Origin of the sequence: Kineosporia babensis (assembly GCF_021129305.1) — a bacterium.
Classification (GTDB): domain Bacteria; phylum Actinomycetota; class Actinomycetes; order Actinomycetales; family Kineosporiaceae; genus Kineosporia; species Kineosporia babensis.
On record NZ_JAJOMB010000031.1, the window covers coordinates 60,780 to 85,490 of the forward strand.

22 protein-coding genes and 1 pseudogene are annotated in these 24,711 nt (G+C 67.8%); 11 read left to right on the forward strand and 12 right to left on the reverse strand.

Features of this window, described 5'->3' with window-relative positions; all coding sequences use genetic code 11:
• Positions 1–11: 11 nt before the first annotated feature.
• From LR394_RS37380 to LR394_RS37410, 7 genes are all read right to left on the reverse strand, one after another.
• Entirely contained in the window at positions 12–746 is a 735-nt protein-coding gene (locus LR394_RS37380) for a cupin domain-containing protein (protein ID WP_231449437.1), read from the reverse strand.
• A complete protein-coding gene (locus LR394_RS37385) occupies positions 743–1,642 on the reverse strand; it encodes a DUF6807 domain-containing protein (RefSeq protein ID WP_231449438.1) in 900 nt (299 codons plus the stop codon). The genes LR394_RS37380 and LR394_RS37385 overlap by 4 nt, the downstream gene beginning before the upstream one ends.
• 18 nt (positions 1,643–1,660) lie before the next feature.
• Positions 1,661–2,761 (reverse strand): Gfo/Idh/MocA family protein, encoded by a 1,101-nt coding sequence (locus LR394_RS37390; RefSeq protein WP_231449439.1) that lies wholly within the window; start codon positions 2,759–2,761, stop codon positions 1,661–1,663.
• Between the two features lie 73 nt (positions 2,762–2,834).
• Positions 2,835–4,157 carry an ABC transporter substrate-binding protein gene (locus tag LR394_RS37395; protein WP_231449440.1) on the reverse strand — a complete coding sequence of 441 codons (1,323 nt, stop codon included), beginning with the start codon at positions 4,155–4,157 and terminating at the stop codon, positions 2,835–2,837.
• Between the two features lie 173 nt (positions 4,158–4,330).
• Positions 4,331–5,653, reverse strand: a complete 1,323-nt coding sequence (locus tag LR394_RS37400) for an ABC transporter substrate-binding protein (RefSeq protein WP_231449441.1) — start codon at positions 5,651–5,653, stop codon at positions 4,331–4,333.
• Positions 5,654–6,568 (reverse strand): carbohydrate ABC transporter permease, encoded by a 915-nt coding sequence (locus LR394_RS37405; RefSeq protein WP_407937195.1) that lies wholly within the window; start codon positions 6,566–6,568, stop codon positions 5,654–5,656.
• Positions 6,558–7,493 (reverse strand): carbohydrate ABC transporter permease, encoded by a 936-nt coding sequence (locus LR394_RS37410; RefSeq protein WP_407937197.1) that lies wholly within the window; start codon positions 7,491–7,493, stop codon positions 6,558–6,560. The genes LR394_RS37405 and LR394_RS37410 overlap by 11 nt, the downstream gene beginning before the upstream one ends.
• Positions 7,494–7,892: 399 nt before the next feature.
• Between LR394_RS37410 and LR394_RS37415 the strand changes: the two genes are divergently transcribed.
• The 3 genes from LR394_RS37415 to LR394_RS37425 are packed head-to-tail and all read left to right on the forward strand — an operon-like array spanning position 7,893 to position 11,061.
• A complete protein-coding gene (locus LR394_RS37415) occupies positions 7,893–9,050 on the forward strand; it encodes a Gfo/Idh/MocA family protein (RefSeq protein ID WP_231449444.1) in 1,158 nt (385 codons plus the stop codon).
• Positions 9,050–10,216 (forward strand): dihydrodipicolinate synthase family protein, encoded by a 1,167-nt coding sequence (locus tag LR394_RS37420; RefSeq protein ID WP_231449445.1) that lies wholly within the window; start codon positions 9,050–9,052, stop codon positions 10,214–10,216. The genes LR394_RS37415 and LR394_RS37420 overlap by 1 nt, the downstream gene beginning before the upstream one ends.
• Positions 10,213–11,061 carry a sugar phosphate isomerase/epimerase family protein gene (locus LR394_RS37425; RefSeq protein ID WP_231449446.1) on the forward strand — a complete coding sequence of 283 codons (849 nt, stop codon included), beginning with the start codon at positions 10,213–10,215 and terminating at the stop codon, positions 11,059–11,061. Before LR394_RS37420 ends, LR394_RS37425 begins: the two co-directional genes overlap by 4 nt.
• 5 nt (positions 11,062–11,066) lie before the next feature.
• On the opposite strand, the gene LR394_RS37430 is transcribed toward LR394_RS37425, so the two are convergent.
• The gene (locus LR394_RS37430) at positions 11,067–12,788 is read right to left on the reverse strand and encodes a serine/threonine protein kinase (protein WP_231449447.1); all 1,722 of its coding nucleotides are present in this window, start codon (positions 12,786–12,788) and stop codon (positions 11,067–11,069) included.
• 348 nt (positions 12,789–13,136) lie between these two features.
• Between LR394_RS37430 and LR394_RS37435 the strand changes: the two genes are divergently transcribed.
• Positions 13,137–15,293: an MMPL family transporter gene (locus LR394_RS37435; protein WP_231449448.1), complete on the forward strand. Its 2,157-nt coding sequence runs from the start codon at positions 13,137–13,139 to the stop codon at positions 15,291–15,293.
• A 55-nt stretch (positions 15,294–15,348) separates the two neighbouring features.
• Here the strand turns inward: LR394_RS37435 and LR394_RS37440 are convergent, their stop codons facing one another.
• The 3 genes from LR394_RS37440 to LR394_RS37445 all read right to left on the reverse strand — a co-directional run bounded on the left by LR394_RS37440 (position 15,349) and on the right by LR394_RS37445 (position 17,493).
• Positions 15,349–15,687, reverse strand: coding sequence for a holin (locus LR394_RS37440; RefSeq protein WP_231449449.1), 339 nt, complete (start codon positions 15,685–15,687; stop codon positions 15,349–15,351).
• Between the two features lie 270 nt (positions 15,688–15,957).
• Positions 15,958–16,092 (reverse strand): MFS transporter small subunit, encoded by a 135-nt coding sequence (locus LR394_RS42460; RefSeq protein WP_269330416.1) that lies wholly within the window; start codon positions 16,090–16,092, stop codon positions 15,958–15,960.
• A 30-nt stretch (positions 16,093–16,122) separates the two neighbouring features.
• Positions 16,123–17,493, reverse strand: a complete 1,371-nt coding sequence (locus LR394_RS37445; protein WP_231449450.1) for an L-lactate MFS transporter — start codon at positions 17,491–17,493, stop codon at positions 16,123–16,125.
• Positions 17,494–17,788: 295 nt separating this feature from the next.
• Between LR394_RS37445 and LR394_RS37450 the strand changes: the two genes are divergently transcribed.
• From LR394_RS37450 to fmdA, 4 genes are all read left to right on the forward strand, one after another.
• Complete coding sequence (locus LR394_RS37450; protein ID WP_231449451.1) at positions 17,789–18,376, forward strand: TetR/AcrR family transcriptional regulator; 588 nt, start codon at positions 17,789–17,791, stop codon at positions 18,374–18,376.
• Positions 18,355–18,729, forward strand: a complete 375-nt coding sequence (locus LR394_RS37455; protein WP_231449452.1) for a hypothetical protein — start codon at positions 18,355–18,357, stop codon at positions 18,727–18,729. The genes LR394_RS37450 and LR394_RS37455 overlap by 22 nt, the downstream gene beginning before the upstream one ends.
• Before the next feature lie 131 nt (positions 18,730–18,860).
• Entirely contained in the window at positions 18,861–19,136 is a 276-nt protein-coding gene (locus LR394_RS43830; RefSeq protein WP_407937196.1) for an FmdB family zinc ribbon protein, read from the forward strand.
• Between the two features lie 24 nt (positions 19,137–19,160).
• On the forward strand, positions 19,161–20,414 hold the full coding sequence (gene fmdA, locus LR394_RS37460) for a formamidase (RefSeq protein ID WP_231449453.1): 1,254 nt from the start codon (positions 19,161–19,163) through the stop codon (positions 20,412–20,414).
• A gap of 55 nt (positions 20,415–20,469) precedes the next feature.
• Here the strand turns inward: fmdA and LR394_RS37465 are convergent, their stop codons facing one another.
• Positions 20,470–21,735, reverse strand: a complete 1,266-nt coding sequence (locus LR394_RS37465) for an SDR family oxidoreductase (protein WP_231449454.1) — start codon at positions 21,733–21,735, stop codon at positions 20,470–20,472.
• Positions 21,736–21,827: 92 nt separating this feature from the next.
• Here LR394_RS37465 and LR394_RS37470 point away from each other — a divergent pair, with 92 nt between their 5' ends.
• From LR394_RS37470 to LR394_RS37480, 3 genes and pseudogenes are all read left to right on the forward strand, one after another.
• A complete protein-coding gene (locus LR394_RS37470) occupies positions 21,828–22,412 on the forward strand; it encodes a TetR/AcrR family transcriptional regulator (protein WP_231449455.1) in 585 nt (194 codons plus the stop codon).
• A 267-nt stretch (positions 22,413–22,679) separates the two neighbouring features.
• The gene (locus LR394_RS37475) at positions 22,680–24,245 is read left to right on the forward strand and encodes a TROVE domain-containing protein (RefSeq protein WP_231449456.1); all 1,566 of its coding nucleotides are present in this window, start codon (positions 22,680–22,682) and stop codon (positions 24,243–24,245) included.
• Between the two features lie 125 nt (positions 24,246–24,370).
• A pseudogene (locus LR394_RS37480) lies at positions 24,371–24,711 on the forward strand (hypothetical protein); the annotation flags it as partial.

The following is a 24,711-nucleotide window of genomic DNA, read 5'->3' on the forward strand; positions in this document are numbered from 1 at the left end:
TTGAATGGCCATCAGGGCTGTTCAGAGGGTTGAACCGGAGGCTCGGGAGAACCACCGGGAACCGGGTAGGCGTTGAGATACCCACACATGCCGAACTTCTCCTCGGCCGGCCGCTCCATCCGCTGCACGGCCGCCTGGCGCAGATGTGAGTGATCTCCCGTGGCCAGGGCGGCCAGCTGGGCCGCGGTCGCGTCGACCGCGGCACCCGCACCGGTGGCCAGGATGTTGCGCCAGTCCCCGAGCAGAGAGGTCACCAGCCCGACTGAGGACGCGTGGAACGCCTCGAGCGGGGCGAAGTCACCTTTCTCGGCGGCCTGGCGCAGAACCTGGAACCCTTCCACCGCCAGATCGCGGCGCGCCCGGGCCCGATCGGCTGTGGGCGCACTGCGTGCCTTCTCGTAGGTCTCCCGGTCGGTCAGGTGCTCCGGCGGGAAGGTGAGCACGGCGTCCCCGGCCTCGGGCAGGCCGGAGTTCTGCATCAGCACCAGCACCTTCAGGTCGCCGTCGTTGACCGCGCGGTGGATCGTGCCCGGGGTGAACCAGACCACGTCCCCGGCACTCAGCGTCTGCTCGGCGAACCCGTCGGTGGTGAGCGTCTGCAGCCGCCCGGCCCCGGAGACCACGATGTAGGCCTCCGTGCAGCACAGGTGCATGTGGGGCGAGCCGCCGCACAGGCCGTCGAGGGCTTCCCAGGGGTAGACCCGCAGGGCGCTCAGTCCGACGCCCCCGGGCAGCTGCCCCGTCACGAGTCCTGCTCGCCCAGATAGGCCTCGACGTTCTCGCGGGTCCAGGCGCCGTCGGCGATCACGAAACGGTGGGCCAGATTCAGCGTCTCACCGTGCGGCAGGATGATCTCGTCGTGGAAGGCCGGGGAGGGCGCCACCACGGGAATCGGGTCGTTGCGCACGAACCACTTCAGCTCGCCCTGGGAGCTGGTCCCGGCCACGGTGAGGATCGAGACGTCGCCGTCGATGTCGTCGTTCTGGCCGGTGTACAGCAGCCAGTTCGAGGGCGTGCCCATCGCCTCCGGGCCGAGGCCGTCCTCGGTGAGCACCTTGCCGCCGGTGAGGTTGCGCCCCATCCGCAGGAACCAGCCGGTGTACCCGGCGTTCTCGCGGCCGGCGGTGGTCGGGCTGCCCAGTTCCAGGTCGGCACCGCGGATGTTGGTCAGGTCGCTGGCCACGTCGATGGTGTAGGAACCCTTTTCGACGTCGATGCGGTGCACCCGGATCCGGCGCTTCTCGGTGACCCACTTCTCGCCGCCCTGGGTGATCCAGGTCAGGTCCTCGGTGAGGGTGAGCTCGTCGCCGTCGTGGTCGATGATCTCGAAGGCGTCGTGCTGCATGCTGCCGACGTTCTCGAGCGGGATGTAGCCCTGCCCGTGCACGTAGGAGTAGCCGCCCCAGAAGTTCTCCCCGGACACGTGCGACCAGGTCAGCTGCAGACCCTTGTGCCAGCGGTGGTCCCACGGCCGGTAGCCGCTGACCAGGGCGCCGGACAGGGTCCGGATCGGGTGCAGGTAGGGCTTGGGGGCCTCGAACTGCGGGATGTCGGCGCCGTAGACGTAACGCAGGATCTCCACGGAGCCGACGCCCAGGCCGAGGCTGTGGCCGTGCTGGTGTTCGACGGTGAGCTTGCTCAAGAGTCTTCTCTCCTTGGTTCAGGCGCCGAGACGGGAAGGCTGGTAGCGGCCGCCGCCGTCGAGCTGGGTGTAGAAGGGGTTACCGGGCACCAGTTCCGAGCGCAGCACGGGCTTACCGGTGATCGCCGACTGGTACAGCGCGGTGACCAGTTCCATGGTGCGGCGCCCGTCGTGACCACTGGCCGGCGGTCGTTCCCCGGCCTCCAGCGCGTCCAGGTACACGGCCAGCTGGGCCACGTGCGAGCTGGCCAGATCTTCCGAAGGCGCCCAGCCGGCGGCGGTCTCGGCCGGAACTCCGTCGCGGGGAGTCCACTTCCAGTTCGAGTTGTCGTACCCGTACAGGTGCGAGACCTCGACCGTGGCGTCGTCGAAGTCGAACCGCAGGTAGCTCTCCTGCCGGGGCGAGAGCACACTGTTGATCACCGAGGCCATCGCCCCGTTGGCGAACGAGACCGAGGCGAGTGAGACGTCCTCGGTCTGTACGTCCCGATCCAAAGTACCCATCAGCGCGCGGATCTCGTGCCAGTCGCCCAGCAGCGAGAGCATCAGGTCCATCTGGTGGATGCCGTGGCCCATCGCCGGGCCGCCGCCCTCGGTCTCCCACTTGCCCCGCCACGGCACCGCGTAGTAGTCGGTGTCGCGGTACCAGAGCGTGTGGCAGACCGCCACGTGCGGGCGTCCCAGCGTCTTCTCGGCGATCTGCTTGCGCAAAGTGCTGGCGGCAGAACCGAACCGGTGCTGGAACACGTAGCCCACGTAGGGGCCTTCAGGGCCTTCGGCGGCCGCGAGTTCGTCGTACTCCGCCAGCGAGAGCACCGGCGGCTTCTCGCACCACACCCAGGCGCCCGCCGCAAGGCAGGCCAGCACGGCCTCGCGGTGGGCGATCGGCGGGGTGCAGATCGAGACCAGGTCCGGGCGGGCCTGCTCCAGCATGGAGGCGACATCGGTGTAGGTCTGGGCGATGCCGTGTTTGGTGGCGAAGGCCTTGGCGCGGTCGGCATCCACGTCCACCACCGCGACGATCTCGGCTCTGTCGCGCTGAGCTTCGTATGCCTGCTGGTGGGCGCCGGCGATGGCGCCCGCGCCGATGATCGCGACCCGGTACTTGCCGCTGGGCATGAATCTCCTCCTGGCTTGCTGCGGAACCTGTTGCTGTATCGGTGGTTTGAAACTGGGGACGGGGTTGCTGGCTTTAGCTGGCGGCGTTGTCCACGGCGGTGGTGAGTTCGTCGACGAACTTCTGTGCGGCTTCAGCGGTGGACTGCCGGCCGAAGAAGGCTTCCTGGGCGGCGCGTTGCAGCATGGCGTTGATGTCGCTGGCGCCGGCCGGGGTGAGCGCCGGCGGCGGCTCGATCAGCGGCTCGACCTGCTCGTTGAACTTGGCTGCGGCCTCGGACGGCGCATCCAGGTCGGAGCGGATCGCGGCCAGCGTGTCCGCGTTGGCCGGGATCCCCCGGTCGGTGCCGAGGATCTTGGCGGCGACCGGCGAGTTGACCATGTAGTCGACCAGTTTGGCGGCTTCGGCCGGGTGCTCGGTGCGGGAGGCGATCGACCAGTACATGGACGACTTGTAGGAGTAACCGGTGGCGCTGCCGTCCGCGCTCTGCGGCATCTGCAGCAGCACGAACTCCGCCTTGGGGTTGCCGGCCTGGAGCGAGGGCAGCTGGCTGCTGTAGTTGAAGTTCAGCGCCTGCTTGCCCAGCACCAGGAAGTTCGAGTTCAGCGGGGCGGTGAGCTGCTCGACCGAGGCTTCCACCGAGGGCTGGCCCTTGCCCGCCAGCTGGATGCTCCGGTCCCAGAACTCGGCCAGTAGCTCGGGTTTGAGGGTCACCTGGCCCTCGTCGTCGAACAGCGAGTTACCGTGCTGGCGGGCGTAGATGTTGAGCAGCGCCGAGTCCATGCCCAGGGCCCCGGAGCCGATAACGTCGCCGTCCGACTTGGCGCTGATCTCGGCCGAGACCTCGCCGAACTCGTCCCAGGTCCAGGTCTTGTCGTCGGGCAGGTCGATCCCGAGCTTCTCGAAGGCCGTCCGGTTCGCCACCACGGCCAGCGAGTTGTTCCCGGTGGGCAGCGCGTACTGGGTCCCGGCGGACTGCCCGGTCGCCAGCGTGGCCTCGCTGAAGCCGCTGCTGTCCAGGTACTCCTTCACCTTGGCCAGATCCATCAGCGAGCCGCGGTCGGCGTAGGTGCGCAGGTACAGCTCGTCCATCTGGATCACGTCGGCGGCGTCGTTCGCAGCGAAGGTGGTGGCGATCCGGTCCCAGTAGCCCACCCAGTCGACGAACTCCCCCTTCACCTTGATCTTGGGGTTCTCCTTCTGGAACTCCTGGATCACCTGGTTGGTCAGGTCGTGCCGGGAGTCCGAGCCCCACCAGGCGAAGCGCAGGGTCACCTCCTTGTTCGACAGTTCCACGTCGGCGGTGTCCTCACCTACTCCGCAGCCGGCCAGCGCCAGGGTGGAGAGCCCGGCGAACGTGGTGCCCAGCAGGGTGCGACGAGAGAAGCGGGTGGTCATCACTTACCTCCATTGGTGGCGATGCCCTTGCTACTGGATGGATGCCGAACGTGTTTCCGGAGAACCGATCTCGAACGGGGGACGGATGGAGCCGGCTAGTGCTGAACAGCTCTGGTCAGGTGCCGGGTGGGGGCAGTCGGGCGGCTCGGATCAGCCGCCCGACCGGCCGCCGGTCAGCTGGCCGCGGCGTCGACGGCGGCGGTGAGTTCCTCGATGAACTTCGTGCTGGCCTCTTCCGGGGTGGCCCGGTCGAACAGCACCTCCTGGGCCTGCCGCTGGATCATCGCGTTGATGTCGCTGGCGCCCGCCGGGGTGAGCGCGGGCGGGTCCTGGACCAGGTCCTTGACCTGGTCGTTGAACTTGGCGGCGAGCTCCGAGGACGGGTCCAGGTCGGGGCGGATGGCGGCCAGCGAGTCCTCGTTGGCCGGGATCCCGCGGTCGGTGCCCTGGATCTTCGCAGCCGTCTCGGAGTTGGCCAGGAAGTCGAGGAACTTGGCGGCCTCGGCCGGGTGCTCGGTACGGGCCGAGATCGCCCAGTACATCGAGGGCTTGTAGTAGAAGCCGGTCTGGTCCGAGCCCGCGCTCTGCGGCATCTGCAGCAGGACGAACTCCTGGTCCGGGGCGGCGGCCTGCAGCGAGGTGATCTGGGTGTTGTAGTTGAAGTTGAACGCCTGCTTGCCCAGCACCAGCCAGGTCTGGTTCAGCGGGGCGCTCATCTGCTCGGCGGTGGCCTCGGCCGAGGGCATGCCCTTGCCGGCCATGTCCTTGTTCATCTGCCACAGCGGGGTCAGCTGCTCGGGCTTGAGGGTGACCTTGCCGTTGTCGTCGAACAGCGAGCCGCCCTGCTGCCGGGCGTAGATGCTGATCAGCGAGGCCTCGGAGCCGACGATGCCGGAACCGACCACCTTGCCGCCGGACTTCTCGGAGATCTCGGCCGAGATCTTCGCGTAGTCGTCCCAGGTCCAGGTCTTGTCGTCGGGCAGGTCGATCTTGAGCTCGTCCAGCACCGTCTTGTTCGCCACCACCGAGAGCGAGCCGTTGCCGATCGGCAGCGCGTACTGCGTGCCGCCGGCCTGACCGGCGGCCAGCGAGACGTCGCTGAAACCGTCGGTGTTCAGGAACTCCGTGGTCTTGCCCAGGTCCAGCAGCGAGTTGCGGTCGGCGTAGGTGCGCAGGTACAGCTCGTCCATCTGGACGATGTCGGGCGCGTCGTTGGCCGCGAAGGTGGTGGCCATCCGGTCCCAGTAACCCACCCAGTCGCTGAACTCGCCCTTCACCTTGATCTTCGGGTTCTCCTTCTCGAACGCGTCGATCAGCTGGTTGGTCAGCTCGTGCCGGGAGTCCGAGCCCCACCAGGAGAAGCGCAGCGTGACCTCCTCGTTCGACAGCGCCACGTCGGCAGTCTCCTCACCGACCCCGCAGCCGGCCAGGACCACGGCCGAGGCCGCGGCGATCGCGCCGCCGAACAGGACGCGGCGGGAGAAGCGGGTGCTCATTTACTTGCCTCCGGTGGTGGCGATGCCCTGGATCAGGTAGCGCTGACCGAACAGGAACACCAGGAAGATGGGGACGAGGGACACGATGCTCATCGCGAACAGGGCACCGAACGAGCTGTTCTCCTGGGCGTCGATGAACGAGCGCAGCGCGACCGGGACGGTGTACAGGTCCGGGTCGGTCAGGAAGATCAGCTGGGTGAAGAAGTCGTTCCAGGTCCAGATGAAGGTGAAGATCGTGGTGGTGGCCAGGGCCGGCACCATCAGCGGCAGGATGATCCGCAGGAAGATCCGGGCGTGACCGGCGCCGTCGATCCGGGCCGCCTCGTCCAGCTCGCGCGGGATGCCGCGGATGAACTGCACCATCAGGAAGATGAAGAACGCGTCCGTGGCCAGCAGCTTGGGCAGGATCATCGGCACGAACGTGTTGATCAGGTCCATGTTCGCGAACAGGATGTACTGCGGGACGATCACCACGTGCACGGGCAGCATGATGGTCAGCAGCATGATCGCGAAAGCCGTGCGCTTGTAGGGGAACTCCAGCCGGGCGAAGGCGTAGGCGGCCATCGAGCAGGAGACCAGGTTGCCGACGATCGCCCCGAGCACCACGATCGCCGAGTTCAGCAGGTAGCTGCCGAACGGCATGGCCAGCGCGTTCCAGCCGTCCGGGTAGTGCGTGGTGTCGAAGGTGTTCACGAACAGGCCGTAGCTGTTGAAGATGTCGCTGTCGGGCCGCAGCGAGCTGGCGACCATCCACAGCAACGGGTACAGCATCACGAAAGCGGCCAGGATCAGCAGCGCGTGCCGCAGCACGGAACCGGCACGCGAGCGCAGGCTGCGCGGCGGGACCTCGTACACGGAGGGACTCTTCGGCGGTGGCGCGTCGAGGTGAGGGGCCACCGAGGCATCAGTTGTCATAGAACACCCAGTACTTCGAAACCCAGAAGTTGATCGCGGTGAACGCGGCGATGATGATCAGCAGCAGCCAGGCCAGCGCCGAGGCGTAGCCCATGTTGAAGTTCTGGAAACCCTGCTGGTACAGGTACAGCGTGAAGAACAGGGTCGAGTCACTCGGCCCGCCGCGGCCGTCCGAGACGATGAACGCCTGGGTGAACGACTGGAACGCGCCGATGATCCCGAGCACCAGGTTGAAGAAGATGATCGGCGACAGCAGCGGCAGCGTGATCCGCCGGAACTGCTGACGTTTCGAGGCCCCGTCGACCGCTGCGGCCTCGTAGAACTCCCGGGGGATCTGCCGCAGACCGGCCAGGAAGATCACCATCGGAGCACCGAAAGTCCATACGTGCAGCAGGATCAGCGTCGACAGCGCGGTCGAGGGCGAGGAGATCCAGCCCGGGCCGTCGATCCCGAACAGCGCCAGGAACTGGTTGAACAGCCCGTCGACGCCGAAGACCCGCTTCCACAGGATCGCCACCGCCACGCTCGAGCCGAGCAGCGAGGGCAGGTAGAAGATGGAGCGGTACAGGGCCAGGCCCCGCAGACCGCGATCCAGCACCACGGCCAGGCCGAGGGCCACCGCCAGCTGGATCGGGGTGGAGACGAACACGTAGACCATCGTCACCGTGAGGGACTTGACCAGCCGGTCGTCGTCCAGCATCCGCTGGATGTTCTCCAGCCCGGTGAAATTCGCATTGCTGAGCAAGTTGTAGTCCGTGAAGGACAGATACAACGACATCAGCATCGGGCCGGCCGTGATCACGACCAGACCTACTACCCAGGGAGCCAGGAAGACGGCGGCGGCCCTACCGTCACGGGAGTTCACCCGTCCCTTTTGCCCTGAGCCTCCGGGGGCCTTTCTCAGCGCCCGGAACTCACTGACCATACTCAAGGCCGACCTCCTTACCTGCCAAGCCACGTTGCCGCAGGGGAAAGCGCTATCCAGCGCGGCACCCAGTGAAGCAGCTCACGTGTCCCCCCGCAATGCTCAGGCACCAATTTTCGGCCCCGATCCGGACATCCGTGCGGGAATCGACCCTGATTGCATCGATGGAAAGGGGCCGTGCAGGCGCAGGTCGGCCCGCTCGGCGCCCCTCCTGGCGCCGGTGGTTGACCGACGCGGCGGCGGCTGCCAATCTGCTGGAAAGCGTTTACCGCGAAGACCGGCGGCGGACGTCCCGGCAGGGGTGCCCAGGATCGCTGGACCCGGCCGGCGGCCGGCGCCGCCACCCGCGAGAACGCCCTCGGCGCGCGAGACATCAGCTACGTCTACACAGGAGTCGGCATGGCACACGACCCCATCGGGATCATCATGAACGGCGTCACCGGGCGCATGGGCTACCGCCAGCACCTGCTGCGCTCGGTACTGGCGATCCGCCAGGCCGGTGGCGTCCTGCTCGCCGACGGCAGCCGGGTGCAGGTCGAGCCGCTCCTGGTCGGGCGCAGCGAGTCCAAGCTGGCCGAGATCGCCAAGCAGCACGACATCCCGGACTGGACCACCGACCTGGACGCCGCGCTGAGCGACCCGCGCTGGCAGATCTACGGCGACTTCCAGATCACCTCGGCCCGGGTCGCGGCGATCAAGCAGGCGATCGCCGCCGGCAAGGCCATCTACACCGAGAAGCCCACCGCCGGCACCCTCGACGAAGCCCTGGAACTGGCCGCACTGGCCCGGAGCGCAGGCGTCAAGAACGGCGTGGTGCACGACAAGCTGTACCTGCCCGGCCTGCGCAAGCTCGCCCGCCTGGTGGAGTCTGGCTTCTTCGGCCGGATCCTGTCGATCCGCGGCGAGTTCGGCTACTGGGTGTTCGAAGGCGACTGGCAGCCCGCGCAGCGGCCCAGCTGGAACTACCGCGCCGAGGACGGCGGCGGCATCGTGGCGGACATGTTCCCGCACTGGAACTACGTGCTGGAGAACCTTTTCGGCCCGGTCGAGGCGGTCTACGCGCGGGCCGTCACGCACGTGCCCACCCGGGTCGACGAGGCCGGCCAGGAGTACCCGGCCACCGCCGACGACGCCGCCTACGCGGTGTTCGAGCTGGCCGGTGGCGTGCTGGCGCAGATCAACTCCTCCTGGGCGGTGCGGGTCAACCGCAAGGAACTGGTCGAGTTCCAGGTCGACGGCACCCACGGCAGCGCCGTGGCCGGGCTGTTCGGCTGCCGCGCCCAGCACCGCACCGCCACCCCGAAGCCGGTCTGGAACCCCGACCTGGCCGAGACCCACGACTACTTCACCGACTGGGCCGAGGTGCCGGACAACGACACCTTTGACAACGGTTTCCGCACCCAGTGGGAGCAGTTCGTCCGGCACGTGGCCGAGGACGCCCCCTACTCCTACGACTTGCTGGCCGGCGCCCGCGGGGTGCGGCTGGCCGAGGCCGGGCTGGAGAGCTCCCGGACCGGCCGCCGGATCGAGCTGCCGGCACTGGGTAAGGACGCCTGATGCCGCGCATCGCCACCCTCAGCGCAAACGGGACCGTGGGCACCCGAACCCTCGCCGACGTCCCTAGTTTTCAGAAGCCGACCACCCCGCTGCAATCACGCACCGCGTACGCCGCCGCACACGTTGTTCCGAAAGTGACCGGGGAGAACGTTCCCGGTGCTCCGGCCGACATCGACTGGGACGCCACCCTGGCGTTCCGGCGCCACCTGTGGTCGTGGGGTCTGGGCGTGGCCGACGCCATGGACACCGCCCAGCGCAACATGGGCCTCGACCCGGTGGCCGTACGCGAGCTCATCGCCCGCAGCGCCGCCGAGGCCCGCTCCGAAGGGGGCGCGCTCGTGGTCGGCGTGAACACCGACCACCTCACCGAGGACGTCGGCCTCGAAGGCGTGATCAGCGGCTACCTCAAGCAACTGGAACATGCCGAGGACCACGGCGCGGGCGTGGTCCTGATGGCCTCCCGCCATCTGGCCCGTGCCGCCACCTCGGCGGCCGACTACGAGCGGGTGTACCGGGAAGTGCTGGCGCGGGCCGGTAAACCGGTCGTGCTGCACTGGCTCGGCGAGGCGTTCGACCCCCAGCTGGCCGGCTACTTCGGGCCGGAACTGGACGTGGCCGGGCGGATCGATGTGGTGGCCCGGATCATCTCCGAGAACGCCGAGAAGATCCGCGGCATCAAGATGAGCCTGCTCGACGCGGACCACGAGATCACCCTGCGAGCCCAGCTCCCCCAGTCTGCCGCGATGTTCACCGGCGACGACTACCACTACGTGGGGCTGATCGAAGGTGACGGAACGCATCACTCCGACGCCCTGCTCGGCGCCTTCGCTGCCCTAGGCCCACACGCCTCCGCCGCGATCCAGGCACTGGACGCGGGCGATGCCGAGGAGTACCGGCGCATTCTCGGCCCCACCGAAGAGCTGGCCCGGCACGTGTTCGCCGCGCCCACCTTCCACTACAAGACCGGCATCGCCTTCCTGGCCTGGCTGAACGGGCACCAGCCGGCCTTCACCATGGTCGGTGGCCTGCACGGCGCCCGCAGCCTGCCGCACCTGTCACACCTGGTCGAGCTGGCCGGGTCGGTGGGTGCGCTGGAGGACCCGGCGCTGGCGGCCGATCGCTGGAACCGTTTCCTGGCCCTGCACGGGGTGGAGGTGCCCGCATGACCTCGTCCGATCGTCTTTCCCTGAACCAGGCCACGGTCAAGTACGCCGATCTGGCCACCGCCCTGTCGGTGACCCAGGAAGCGGGCATCTCCTCGATCGGCCTGTGGCGGGAGCCGGTGGCCGATGTCGGGCTGCGGCAGGCCGTGGCCATGGTCGCCGACTCCGGCCTACGAGTCTCCAGCCTGTGCCGAGGTGGGTTCTTCACCGCTTCCGACCCAGCGTTGCGCTCCCAGGCACTGGACGAGAACCGCCGGGCCATCGAGGAAATAGCAGCTCTGGCCGAGGCCGGCGCCCCCGGCTCGGCGCCGGTGCTGGTGCTGGTCGCCGGTGGCTTGCCGGAGGGTGATCGCGATCTGGCCGGGGCTCGCGCCCGGGCCGGTGATGCGGTGGCCGAGCTGGCCATCGACGCGGCCGGCGCCGGGGTGGTGCTGGCGGTGGAGCCGATGCACCCGCTCTATGCGGCCGACCGGGGCGTGGTTTCGACCCTGGGCCAGGCGCTGGACCTGGTCGAGGACCTTTCGCCAGACGTGGCCGGGGTGGTGGTGGACACCTTCCACGTCTGGTGGGACCCGACGTTGGCGGAGCAGCTCGCGCGGGCTCAGGGGCGGATCGCCTCGTACCAGGTCTGCGACTGGATCACACCGTTCCCGGGCGATGCGCTGCTGTCGCGCGGGATGATGGGTGCGGGGCACATCGACTTCGCGGGTATCACCGCCCTGGTCGAAAAGGCCGGCTACACCGGTGACATCGAGGTCGAGATCTTCAACCAGGAGATCTGGAACTCCGATCCCCTGGCCGTGGCCCGGCGCACCGTCCAGGCCTTCGGTACGACCGTGGGCCGGTAGCGCCTTCAGCTCGCCGGAGACAGGGTGGCATTTCCGACGTTGGTCGGGTCCTCCGTGTCCTGGAAGACGAAGTCCATCGTGTCGGAGCTGGGGTTCAGCTCGATCGAGACGATCCCCAGCTCCGAACAGACCCCGTCCGGATCGTCCTCCGGCCGGATCGGAGCCCGGAGCTCGGCCGTGTCACCACTGGCCTTGGTCACCGTCAGCTGGGACGAGCAGCCCAGGTCGGTGTTCATCACACCGGTCTTCTTCTTCCCGGCCTTGAGGTCCAGTTCGACCATCCACTGCCAGTCGTCCACCGAGGATGAGCGCTGGGTGACCACGCCCTGCCAGGTTCCGGCCAGCGCGGAGGGCAGGGTGCCGGCCGGCCGGGCGTCCGTCGTCCGCGGAGCCGATGGAGACGTCTTCGAGGCCTCGGGGGTGTCGGCGGCCTTGCCGTTGTCACTGCCGTCGTCGACGTCGTTGCCGTTCCCGTCTTCGTTGCCGTCGCCGTCGTCGTTGTCTGCGGTGGCTGCTCCCCCGGCCCCCTTGGTCTGGGTCGGCGAGGCCTTGGCCGCCTTGGTGGCCGTGGGCTCTTCGGAAGGCGTGGCCGTAGCACTCGGTGGCGTGATCACCGTTGCCTCGTTGCTGCCTGCGCCGTTCACCGAGCCGGACGCGTTCAGGCCGACCCCGACCCCGATACCGGCGACCAGAAGCGCCGGCACGCCGATCATGGCCGCTTTCCGCCACTTCCGGCTGCGCGGCCGAGGCACGGCCACTACCTGGTCGTCGGACGGTTCGGCAACGGCCGCGGCGGTTCCCCGGGCCCAGGTCGGAGCGTCCTCCTTGATCGGAGCCGCCCGGGTCACGTCGCCCGGGTCCGTCATCGCCTCGGCGAACTCGGCACCCGCCGCGAGCACGGCCGAGGTGTTGGGCGGCTGGGAACCGAAGGACTGGCCCAGCATCAGGCCCAGGGCTTCCTGGGCGGAGGGCCGGTCAGCGGCGTCCTTGCTGAAGCATCCCCGCAGCACCGGCAGCAGTTCCGGCGGCACCCCGCTGAGATCCGGCTGCTGGTTGGCGACCTTGTTGATACTGGCCACCGCGTGCTCGGCCTCGAAAGGGGCCCGGCCGGTGGCGGCGAACACCATCAGCGACGCCCACGAGAACAGGTCGGTGGCCGGGCCGACCCGCTCACCGCTCACCTGCTCCGGGGACATGTACGCCGGGGTGCCGAACAGCTTGCTCGCCTGGGTGGTGAGGTTGGACAGGTTGCGGGCGACCCCGAAGTCGATCACCCGCGGCCCTTCCGGGCTCATCATCACGTTGGCCGGCTTCAGGTCGCGGTGCACCACCCCCGCCTGGTGGATCGCGGCGAGCGCGGTGACCGTACCGATGGCCAGCCGCTGCAACCGCGGTCCGGACAACGGCCCCCGCTCGGCCACCTGTTCCTTCAGCGACTGACCCTCGATGAACTCGCTGATCACGAAGGGCGCGGGCGCCTGGAGATCGAAGCGGAGGATCTGCGCGGTGCAGAACGGGGCCACCCGGCGGGCGGCGGCAACTTCCTTGGCCAGCTGTGCCCGTGAGTCCTCGTCCTCGACCCGGAGCATCTTGATCGCGACCCGCTCGCCGGCCGGATCAACCCCGAGGAAGACGACCCCCTGCCCACCGGAGCCGAGCCGGCCGAGGATCCGGTAGCCGACGACCTCGTCGGGGTCGCTGCTGAACAGGGAAGACGGGGCAGGCACCAGAGCATGGTGCCATCAGTTGCTGCCTTTCCCGGACTCCGGGGGCAGATTGTAACGATCTGCACGTTCCCGCGCAGAGCTTTTGTCCATATTCGTCGGTTCAGCTCGCCTGCGCTCATCTGCGGATATCGCTACCACCTGTTTCCGATGCCCCAGCTCCGTCGGCCCTGGACTGCCCCGCAACCACCCGGCGGGGTCATGCTGGTCGGCGGACGGCTCTTGCGTAAATCCAGCGGTTCTGATCCTGGGATCTGGATAGAGTCGCCGCTGTTGTTATGGGGCTTTTGTCGCGTACCTGACGGGCGCGGCACTGTGCACGCGATGCGCGTGCGATGACAGGGGTGGGTAGTGACGCGCGTATTCAGAGGGCTGGGGCACCTGGTTTCCAGACGGCCGTGGTGGGTTCTCGGCAGCTGGGTGGTGTTCGCGATCGTGGTGGTGGCCACCGCGCCGACCGTCACCGCGACCACCGACCAGGCGGATTTCCTTCCCAACACGTACGACTCGATCAAGGGGTACGAGCTGATCGAGGAGGCGTTCCCGCAACAGCAGCAGGCGGGCGCCACCGTGGTCTTCGACCGCAGCGACGGCTCGGCGCTGACCGAGGCCGACCTGGCCAGGATCGCCGAGATCAGCCAGGGCCTGGACCTGGGCGACGCGTTCGGCACGATCGCCGAGCCGGTGCCCTCGCCCAGCGCCGAGGCCGCGATCGTCAACATCGGCCTGGCCCCGGGGGTGACCGGGCAGGACCCGGAAGATCTGGAGCAGGTGGAGGATCTGCGTGAGCAGGTCGGCAGCGCGGTCGAGGGAAGCGGCCTGAACGAGGGCGTGACCGGCGCCCTGGCCCAGGCCTACGACCAGACCGAGTCCGGCCAGAACGCCGAGGCCATCGTCTTCGTGGCCACCATCGCGCTGATCGTGGTGCTGCTGGGGATCATCTTCCGCAGCCTGCTGATCGCCTTCATGCCACTGGTCCTGGTCGGCATCGTCTCGGCCGTGGCCGGCGGCCTGATCTCGTTCGTGGAAAAGGCTTTCGACCTCAACCACGACCCGTCCACCAGCGTCATCCTGATCGTGGTGCTGTTCGGGATCGGCACCGACTACATCCTGTTCTTCCTGTACCGCTACCGCGAGGCCCGCCGCGACGGCATCGAGCACCGCGCTGCCGTGGCACGCTCGATCGAGCGCGCCGGTGAGGCCATCGCCTCGGCCGGCGGCGCGGTGTTCGTCGCCTTCATGACCCTGTTGCTGTCCACCCTGGGCATCTTCCGGTCGATCGGTCCCTCGCTGGCGATCGCGGTGGCCGTCACCGCGATCGCGGCGCTGACCCTGGTACCCGCCTCGGTGACGGTGCTGAACCGGGCCCTGTTCTTCCCGTCCCGGAAGTGGCAGGACCCCCCACGCGGCACCCGTTTCGCTGCTGTCGGAGCCTCGCTGGGCCGGCACCCGGTGCGGTACGCAGCCGGATCAGGCGCCTTCCTGATCGTGCTGTCGGTGTTCGCCCTGCAGTTCCAGCCCAGCTTCGACCTGGGCGAGAGCAGCTCAGCCGCCGACGTGGAGTCGGCCGTGGCCACCGCGACGATGGAGGAGAAGGGCTTCAGCGCCGGGGCGACCGATCCCACACCGATCGTGCTGCATTCCAGTGACGGACAACCCCTGACTGAAGACGTTGTACAGGCTTTCGCAAGCAAGGTCGCCGAAGTCGAGGGTGTGGGTCAGGTGACCCCGCCGGTGATCTCTCCGGACAACGCGAGCACCGCGATGATCATGACGATCCTTGCCGACGACTCCGCCTCGGACGCAGCACTTTCCACGGTCAAGGACGAGCTGCGCCCCGCCGTGGACGAAGCCGCCCCCGAGGGAACGATTGCCTACGTGGCCGGTACCGCGGGCGTGTTCGTGGACTTCCAGGCCGCGATGAACCGGGACTACTCGGTGGTCTTCCCGGTCGCCGCCGCGATCATCTTCCTGATCCTGGCGGTCCTGCTGCGCAGCCTGGTTGCGCCCTGGTACCTGATGCTCTCGGTCGGGCTGGGTTTCGCCGCCACGCTGGGCGCCACCGTGCTGCTGTTCCAGCAGATCCAGGGCGAAGAGGGCCTGATCTTCCTGCTGCCGATCTACATCTACCTGTTCGTGGTGGCGCTGGGCACCGACTACAACATCCTGATGGTGGCGCGCCTGCGGGAAGAGGCCCGGGAGGGCCTGAGCCCGCGGGACGCGGCGGCGAAGGCGGTCGAGCACGCCGGGCCGACCATCGCCGCCGCCGGGGTGATCCTGGCCGGTACCTTCGCCTCGCTGATGCTGGCCGGCAACTCGCTGCTGACCACCATGGGCTTCGCGGTCTCGTTCGGCATCGTGATCGCCGCGTTCGTGATGTCGATGTTCTTCACCCCGGCGCTGACCGCGCTGTTCGGGCACGCCGCCTGGTGGCCCGGCCACGGGGACACCGCTCCCCCGGGCGATCCCGCTCCCCCGGTGCAGCAGGACACCGTGCACGCGCCGTAACTGTTCCGGCTGAGCGAGTTTCATCCCCAGTGAGACCCGCTCAGCCGGAACTCGCTCAAGCCTTCTCGACCGAAGGCTGAACCACCGCAGCCGCCTGCGCAGGCACCGACGGCACGACCGGCGCCGGTTCGGCCACCGGCGGCACGACCGCGGCCGGTGGTACCGGCGCCAGCCGCTCGGCCCCCAGCGACGGCCCCGGCCCGTCGATCCCGTTGCTGCTGATCGACGTCAGCACGGACAACAGCGTGGCCAGGCCGACGATCCCGCCGACCAGTTCCCAGTTGAGATCCTCCAGGGCCGCCGTGGTGCCGATCGCGGCCACGGCGCTCTGCGCCGCCGTCTTGATCGCCCGCTCAGCGGTCGCGACCACGAACTGCTTGCTGAACAAGAACACGTCCCACCTTGCCCTTCCGGGCCCCGTAGCCCGTTTGGACCTGCGTTCATGACTGCAGATCAGGAGCCTGAACGAGGCCGGATCCGGGCACCCGGAACGCCAGTTACCCCGTTCTGCCCAAAGAGGCAGGGGACGAATATCCCCACAACGGCCAACTCGTCCCTCTACGGCTCCTGCCTGATCTACGGGAGCTGCCCGACTGAACCGCCCAAACGCGAGCCGGCGGGCGTCCTCAATCAAGGACGTCCGCCGGCGGCTACTGCGGTCGGCTCACCCGAACAGGGCGGTCACCTTCTGCAGGGTCTCGGAGATGCCGTAGGCCAGGGCCACCCCGACGATGACCCACAGGGCCACGGCCGCGATCGCCGCACTCTGGGTGCCCGCGGGCTTCACTTCTTCGCTCATCGCTCTGCCTCGCTTTCTGTGAAGTTCAGGTCAGGACTCGGTCTTGACCTCGGCCTCGGCCGAGGCCGCCGGCTTGGCGGCCGGTGCGCCGATCGAGCGGACCAGGGCGTTGGCGATGAAACCGACCACCATGATCCCGACCATGATCGTGAAGGAGAGCGTGTACAGGTCCGCGCCCTCCTTGCCGTCGGCGATCTGGGCGTCCGCCACCGCGTTGACCACCAGCGGGCCGGCGATCCCGGCCGCGGACCAGGCGGTCAGCAGACGGCCGTGGATGGCACCGACCTGGAAGCCGCCGAAGAGGTCCTTCAGGTAGGCCGGGATGGTCGCGAAGCCACCGCCGTAGAAGCTCAGGATCACGCAGGCGGTGACCACGAACAGGCCCACGCTGCTGGTCCCGGCCAGCGACAGCACCAGGTACAGGGCCGCGCCCACGCCCAGGTAGATGGCGTAGATCGGCTTACGGCCGATGGTGTCGGAGGTGGTCGACCAGACGAACCGGCCGGCCATGTTGCACAGCGACAGCAGCCCCACGAAGCCCGCGGCCTCGGTGGCGTCCACGTCGGCGAAGAAGTCCTGGATCATCGGCGCGGCCTGCTCGAGGATGCCGATGCCCGCGGTGACGTTGCAGAACAGGATCGTCCAGAGCAGCCAGAACTGCGGGGTGCGGATCGCCTGGTTGGCACTCATGTCGGCCGGGCCACCCACGCCCAGCCCCGGACGGCGGGCCGCGGCGACCACGGCCGAGGCCGAGGTGTAGCCCTTCGGCGCCCAGTCGGCGGCCGGAACCCGGATCACCCAGGCGCCGAGCGCCATCATCACCGCGTAGATCGCGGCCAGGGTCAGCATGGTCGGCGCGATCGCGTCTTCCGGAGCGTCCGCGTAACGGCCGAGCAGTTCGCTGGTCAGCGGGGAGGCGACCAGCGCGCCACCACCGAAGCCCATGATGGCCAGGCCGGTGGCCAGACCCGGACGGTCCGGGAACCACTTGATCAGCGTGGAGACCGGGGAGATGTAGCCGATACCGAGGCCGATACCGCCGATCACGCCGTAGCCCAGGTAGACCAGCCACAGCTGGTTGGTGGTGACCCCGAGCGAGGCGACCAGGAAGCCGCTGACCCAGCACAGGGCCGAGACGACCATGGCCTTACGCGGGCCGTTGCGCTCGACCCAGGTGCCGCCGAACGCGGCGGACAGGCCCAGCATCACGATGGCGATCGAGAAGACGACGCCGATCGCGGTCAGGCTGGAGTCGAAGTGAGTGACCAGCGGGCCCTTGAACACGCTGAACGCGTAGACCTCGCCGATCGAAAGGTGGACAGCCAGGGCGGCCGGCGGCACGAGCCACCGGTTGTACCCGGGCGGGGCGACAGTGCGCTCGCGGTCAAGGATGGACGGCATGTTTCGTTCCCTAAAAGCTCTCCGTTGGGCGTTTCCGGGGGACAGGCTGGCACAGGTAGGGCACGAAGACCCTGTTGAAGCACGTTAAATCAGAGCACGATTCGGCTTCTTCGGGCGACCCCTGGCTCTTGATTTTGTTGCCCTTCCGCAGATGCGGGCCCATTTTCTAAGACAGCCCGCATCTGCGGAGCTCGGCTAGCGCAGGGTCGCGCCCGCACCGACGGGCACGGTGGGACCGGTGACGTAGCGGTTTCGTCGCTGCAAGACTCCGGAGGTGGGGACTTATGCTGAGCCCGTGGCCGCGCCCCCGCACGACGATCCCCGCTGGGTGCGCACGCGCACAGCGCTGCTGAAGGCCCTGCTCGAGCTGGACGACGAGGCCCTGGCCCAGGTGTCGGTCGGCTCGCTGACCAAGGCTGCGGCCGTGCACCGCACCTCGTTCTACAACCACTTCACCTCGCTGCCCGAGGCCGCCACCGCTGCGCTGGGCAACGGCATGCGCGAGATCATGAGCGACGACGAGGCCTCCCGGAAGGCCGGCGACGCACCTGAGCAGGTCGCCCTGCGAACCATCGACCGCACGCTGGAGTGGCTCAGCGGCCACCGCGGCCTGTACCTGCTGGCCTCCGACTGGCGCTCCCCCACCGGCCTGCGCGGCATCGCCGACGTGATCTCGCAGCAGTTGCGCGACTACCGGGCGCACTTCGGCGCCGAGCAGGCCCAGAAACCAGAGGACGCGGTGGGCGCCGAGGAGATCTACGTCGCCTCGGCGGTCGAGGGCTTCTACGCGGCCATGCTGCACGGTGGGCCGGAGGTCAACCGTTCCAAGGCTGCGCGCCACCTGTACGAACTGTTGCCCGAGTGGATGCGCTCGCCCCGCTGATCCTGCTGTACCGTCCGGCCATGTCCCCCGAACTGGATGAGATCGCCCAGGCCGTCGATGCCCTGGACGGCGTCTCGAACACGCTCGCCTCCCGGCGGATCGGAAGCTGGGACCTCATGATCGGCGGCGGCGACGGCCACTACATCCTGACCGCCACCAGTCCCGGCCGCGTCGTCAACGCCGTCACCGTCAGCGAATCCGATGACGACGACACCGACGAGACCGTCGATCTGACCGTGGGCGAACAAGCCATCGACTACCCGGCGCGGTACGTGCTGACCCGCCAGGAAATTGCCGTTGCCCTGGATGACCTGGCCACCGGTCACCTGCCCGCAGAGCGCTGGGAGCTGTGACCCCACGGCCGTGAGCCAACGCCGGCACTCCGGGCCCAGAAGTTCACGTCGGCGCAACATCACCCGAATTCCTTGCCAACGGGACACCCCGATGATCTGCTACCAGGTGAGCAGCTGATCTCGGAGGTGTCATGCCCCTGTACGAATTCCGTTGCAACGCCTGCGGTTCGTTCGACCGCTCCTTCCCGATGAGTACCGTGCCGGATTCGCTGGCCTGTCCACGCTGCGCTTTGACCGCCGCCCGTCGTCCCGGCGGCTCTCCCGGACCCGGCTCCTCCCCCATCACTCGCGCTGTTGAGGCCACCCAGCGCACCGCCCACGAGCCCGGCGTCGTGCGACAGCCCCCTTCCCGAGCCGACCACCGCATCAGCCGCGATCCCCGTCACAGCCGGCTGCCCCGTCCCTGATTCGTGTTCTGAAGGAGGATCTACATGCCCGAACTGCTGTATCCCCTCGACTCGACGAAGCGTTTCACCGACCAGGAGAAGGTGGGCCACAACCGCTGGCACCCGGATATCCCGCCCGCTGTGACAGTGCGGCCGGGCGACGAGTTCCGGGTGCATGTGCGTGAGTGGTTCGACGGCGCGATCCGCAACGACGATTCGGCCGAGGACATCCTGAACGCCCCGCTGAGCACGGTGCACTGCCTGTCCGGCCCGTTCGCGGTCGAGGGCGCCAAGCCGGGTGATCTGCTGGTGGTCGACATCCTTGACGTCGGGCCGATCCCGCAGGAGGACTCGGGGCCGCTGGCCGGCCAGGGCTGGGGCTACACAGGTATTTTCCCGACCGACAACGGCGGTGGGTTCCTCACCGAGCAGTTCCCCGACGCCTACAAGGCCATCTGGGATTTCAGCGGGCACGTGGCCACTTCGCGTCATGTTCCGGGGGTTTCGTTTACCGGCATCATGCATCCGGGTCTGATGGGAACCGCGCCGTCCGCGGCCCTGTTGTCCAAGTGGAATGCGCGCGAAGGCGCGCTGATCGCAACGAATCCCAACCGTGTCCCGCCCCTGGCCCTGCCGCCGTTGCCAACCGATGCCGTCCTTGGTTCGTTGACTGGAGACGCTTTTGATCGGGCCGCGGCGGAAGCGGCCCGCACCGCACCGCCTCGGGAGAACGGCGGCAATCAGGACATCAAGAACCTGACGCGCGGTTCGCGGGTGTTCTATCCGGTGTTCGTCGACGGGGCGAATCTTTCGGTGGGCGATCTGCATTTCTCGCAAGGGGACGGGGAGATCACCTTCTGCGGGGCGATCGAGATGGGCGGTTTCATCGATCTGCGGGTGGATCTGATCCCGGACGGGATGAGTACGTACGGGGTTTCGGAGAACGCGATCTTCATGCCGGGGAACGAGGGTCCGGTGTACTCGGACTGGCTGGCGTTCTCGGGGACCTCGGTGACGCTGGACGGTGAGCAGCGTTACCTGGACTCGCAGTTGGCTTATCAGCGGGCTTGTCTGCACGCCATCGACTATCTGACCAAGTTCGGGTACTCACCGGAGCAGGCCTATCTGATTCTGGGGGCTGCGCCGATCGAGGGGCGGTTCTCGGGGGTGGTGGATATTCCGAACGCCTGCGCAACGGTGTACTTGCCTACGGCGATCTTTGACTTCCCGGTGGCGCCTTCGCTGGACGGCCCGGCCCAGGTCGATCCGGGCATGGGGGCACCGCACGCTGCTCGGTAGTGCTGGTTGTGCTGCGCGTCTGGGCGGGCCGGCGCTCGTCCAGACGCGCCTGCCTTCAGTGCAGTGAGAGCGCCCGCCGAACGGCTGCCGCAGTGGTGTCCGGCCCGGTATTGAAACCGATCACTGAGGAAGGCGTTTCCTGGCGGGCAATGTTGACCAGTTGCTCAAGCAGCGGGGTCATGGCGGGATCCAGTCGCACCCCACCTCCGATCACGATGACGTCGTAGCGCCGGGAACGCACCGTGTTGCGGAACTCGTCCTCGGCGTCGGAGTCATTCTTCAGAAGGCAACTGTCGAAGCTCACTCCCATCTGCGTCAGCTCCGCAGCCGAACGTTCGATCCCGGCCGTGATCTGTGCTGCATCGACCGTCGGGAAGTTCCGGCGCCGCCACTCAGAATCGACCAGGAACCGTGGATCAAGGCCGACGTTGAGCACGCTTCGCTGCGGGCGGCGTAGCTCGGCCAAGAGACCCGGATGAGTGGGTGTCCACTTCAATGTCTCTTGTGTAGCTCGGCTGGAGACCGGATTGTCCAGGCCGACGAACTCCTTCAGGAAACCGAAGTGTTCATCCTGTGCAGCGGCAGCGACAGGAATGCCCAGACGCTCGCCAATGGCTGCAGCGATCTCGCGGAGGGGAATGCCCTCTTCGGCAACAGCATGCAGCAGCGATCCAGCCGGGGCCGACTCCAGGGCAAGCCGGTACAGGCGGGCCGCATCACGTCCGTCCACAGACGGCCAGCGGTTGCCACCGTCGCCCAGGTACCCGGACACACCATGCTTCTGAGCGATCTCGATCAGCCTGGAAGCAAACCCGTAGCTCCCTTCGTGATGCACCGTCGGGGGCAGACGCACCACCGCAGCTCGCACGCCGTCGTTCTGCATTGCGATCAGGGCGTTTTCGGCATCGATCCGAGGCCCGGCTTCCAAAGTGACTGTTTCATTGAGGACGCCGGTGAAGCCGGCCATCGCCAGGGAACCGGTCGCGTTCGTGCCGATGAACGGCTTGCCAGTCCCGCGCAGGGCCGAACCCATGGCCTGAATGGCCTGCAGATCGATCTCCAGCGCGCTCGCCAGGTCGCCAGATGCCTGCAGACCGTGATCGAACGCCAGGTGAATGACCCCGTCCGCCTCAGTCGCGGCGGCCGCCAAACCTTCTCGATCGGCCAGATCCCCACGGCGCACCTGCGCCCCGAGCGCCTGCACGATGGCGGCCGCCCGATCCGAGCGGGCCAGGCCGGTCACGGTGTGACCAGCAGCGATCAGCTCTGGGAGGACGGCCGAGGCAAGGCTGCCGGACGCACCGGTGACGAAGACATGCATGATCTCTCCCATGGTGATTGCAGTGACTGCAGTGACTGCAGTTGACGCTACTCCCTGATTTCAGTGACTGCAATCGAGGTAGGGTGAGCCACATGCCTCGCTGGGAGCCGAACGCCGCCGGGCGGCTCCAAGAAGCCGCCTTGACCCTTTTCGAGCAACAGGGCTACGCCGGCACCACCGCCGCCGAGATCGCGGCCCGCGCCGGCCTGAGCGAGCGCACCTTCTTCAATCACTTCGCCACCAAGCACGAGGTGATCTTCGGCGCGACCGCCGAACTGCTCCTGCGGACGATCACCCGCAGCATCGTCGCGGCCCCGGCCGAAGCGAGCCCCCTGGACGCGGTCATGCACGGCCTTCAGACCGCGGCCGGAAACGTGCTCGACGGCTACCAGGCGCTGTCTGCTCGTCGGCGACAGATCATCGATGCCACCCCGGAGCTACGGGAACGCGATGAGGGCAAACGCGCCGGCCTCATCGACGCGATCGCCACTGCCCTGCGTGAGCGCGGGGTCGATGCCGATGCCGCGTTCCTGACCGCCGGCGCCGGTGCCGTGATTCTGCAGGCCGCCGACTCGCGCTGGACTCGGCCCGAGAACGACACTCCCCTGAGCGATCTCCTGGCCGACACCCTCACGTCGTTGCGCGGCATCGTCGAAGCGGCCACGGCACTGCACTAATTGGCTTGCCGCGCCGGTGCTCGTCCTGTGACTCTTGTTCCCAGCACGAAGCGCCGGTGAGAACCTCTCGCCGACAACGATCTCGTGCTCACAACCGAGTTCCGAAGCGCAGACGCGGGTTACTTCGACTCTTAATCGGCGGGTTGCGGGTTCGAGTCCCGCCGCCGGGACCTCATCCCGGCGTAGCTCAACTGGCAGAGCAGCATGTTCCTTCGTCGCCCCGGATCTCGGAACCCGGTTGTGAGCACGTCCTATCGAGGAAATCCCATGACCAAGTTCTCGTCGAAGGCTGCGTTGCTTTCGCGGCCGCGCAGCGACGGTACTGCTCGTACCTATGAGGGCGGGCTCGGCTACCACCGCGACGCCAAGTCCGAGCTGTTCCTGCTGGCCGTGACGAACATGGTTTCCGAGAACACGTTCTACGAGGGCGCGGGCGAGCGGGACCAGCGTTTCCAGGATCTGGTGCAGGCCGTGACGCTCGATGACCCCTCGTGGGTGGCGCGTTTCGTTCCGTACCTGCGGGGCCCGATGAACATGCGGTCGGCTGCTCTGGTCATGGCTGCTGAATATGCCTTGACGTTGCGTACTGCTCCGGATTCTGTGCGGGCGCAAGCGCCTTCGGTTCGCTCGGTGATCTCCAGTGCGCTGCAGCGTGCGGACGAGCCGGGCGAGTTCATCGGCTACTGGAAGCTGCGTACCGGTCGGGTAACGCTGCCGGGCGGGGTTCAGCGGGGCGTTGCGGATGCTGTGGACCGGCTGTTCACCGAGTACGCGGCGCTGAAGTACGACGGCAAGAGCCACGCCATCCGCCTGGGCGACGTGATTGAGTTGACGCACCCTGCGGCGCGGGCTCCCTGGCAGGGCCAGCTGTACCAGTACCTGCTGGATCGCCGTCACCACCCGGAGGACGTTCGTGCCGACCTTTCACAGTTGCCCATGATCCGCGCCAACCTCGCCTTGGACCAGATTCCTTCTTCTGAGCGTTCTTCCGTCCTGCGCGGTGCGAACGCTGCGAGCTTGCTGAAGGACGCCGGGTTCACCTGGGAGGAGCTGTCCGGTTGGCTGGGCGGCCCGATGGATGCTGCGGCTTGGCGGGCGGTGCTGCCGTCGATGGGCTTCATGGCCCGGCTGCGTAACCTGCGCAACTTCGACAAGGCCGACCTGGCCGCTTCGGACGTCGCCCCGGTCATCGCCATGCTCACCGACCCGCAGCGCATCGCCCGCTCACGCCAGTTGCCGTTCCGGTTCCTGGCTGCTTCGCGGGCCGCGTCCGGATCACGCTGGGCCGAGCCGCTGGAGCAGGCGCTCAACCACAGCCTGGCCAACGTCCCTGCTCTGCCGGGCCGTACCTTGATCCTGGTCGATCGCTCGGTGTCGATGTGGTCACGGCTTTCGCGGCGCTCGGACTTGCTCCGGGCCGACGCTGCCGCCATTTTCGGTACGGCCTTGGCGGTCCGGGCTCGGCGGGCCGACCTGGTGCAGTTCGGTTCGTCCAGCCGGCGGGTCACGTTCGGCCGGAGCGAGTCGGTGCTGCGTGTGCTTGACCGCTTCGAGCAGTTGGGCGGCACCTACACCGCCGCTGCGCTGCAGGAGCACTACGCCGGTCATGACCGGGTGATCGTGGTGACCGACGAACAGGTGGCGCAAGGCCAGGACGTGGACCGGGCGGTGCCTGCACAGGTGCCGATGTACACCTGGAACCTGGCCGGGTATCAGATCGGGCACACGCCTTCGGGTAGCCGTAACCGGCACGTGTTCGGTGGGCTGAGCGATGCCGCGTTTGCGATGATCCCGCTGATCGAGGCGGGTAGGTCGCAGGACTGGCCGTTCTGAGAGGTCGTCATTCGCCGGAGTGGCTCAGTGAGGTCGGGCCACTCCGGTGTGTTCGTGCGGCTCTGACCCTGGTCGGCTGCTAGCTTCCGAAGCCGGCAAAAGGTATTGCGGTTCGGGGGACGGGCGTGAGGGGAAGGCTGAAGTGGTCGGCCGCGGCGGTTCTTCTGGCTGCGTTCGTCGGCGGATGTTCATCGGACGAGCCTGAGTCGAAGTGGGCTACCAGCCTTGAGCCGGGCAACTGCTTGAATCTGATTAAGCCGCTGTCGCAGGCAAATCCCACCGTCTCGCAGTTCGAGAGTGCTTCCTGCGAAAAGGCACACGACTTGCAGGTCTTCGCCGTTCCGGAGTACGTGGCGAAGACCTCGGAGTCAAGTCCTGGCGGCGCATCGGTCAGTGCTTACCCTGGAGACCGGCTGGTTCAGGCGATGGCCAGCAAGAAGTGCTCGCTGGCTTTCCGCACGTTCCT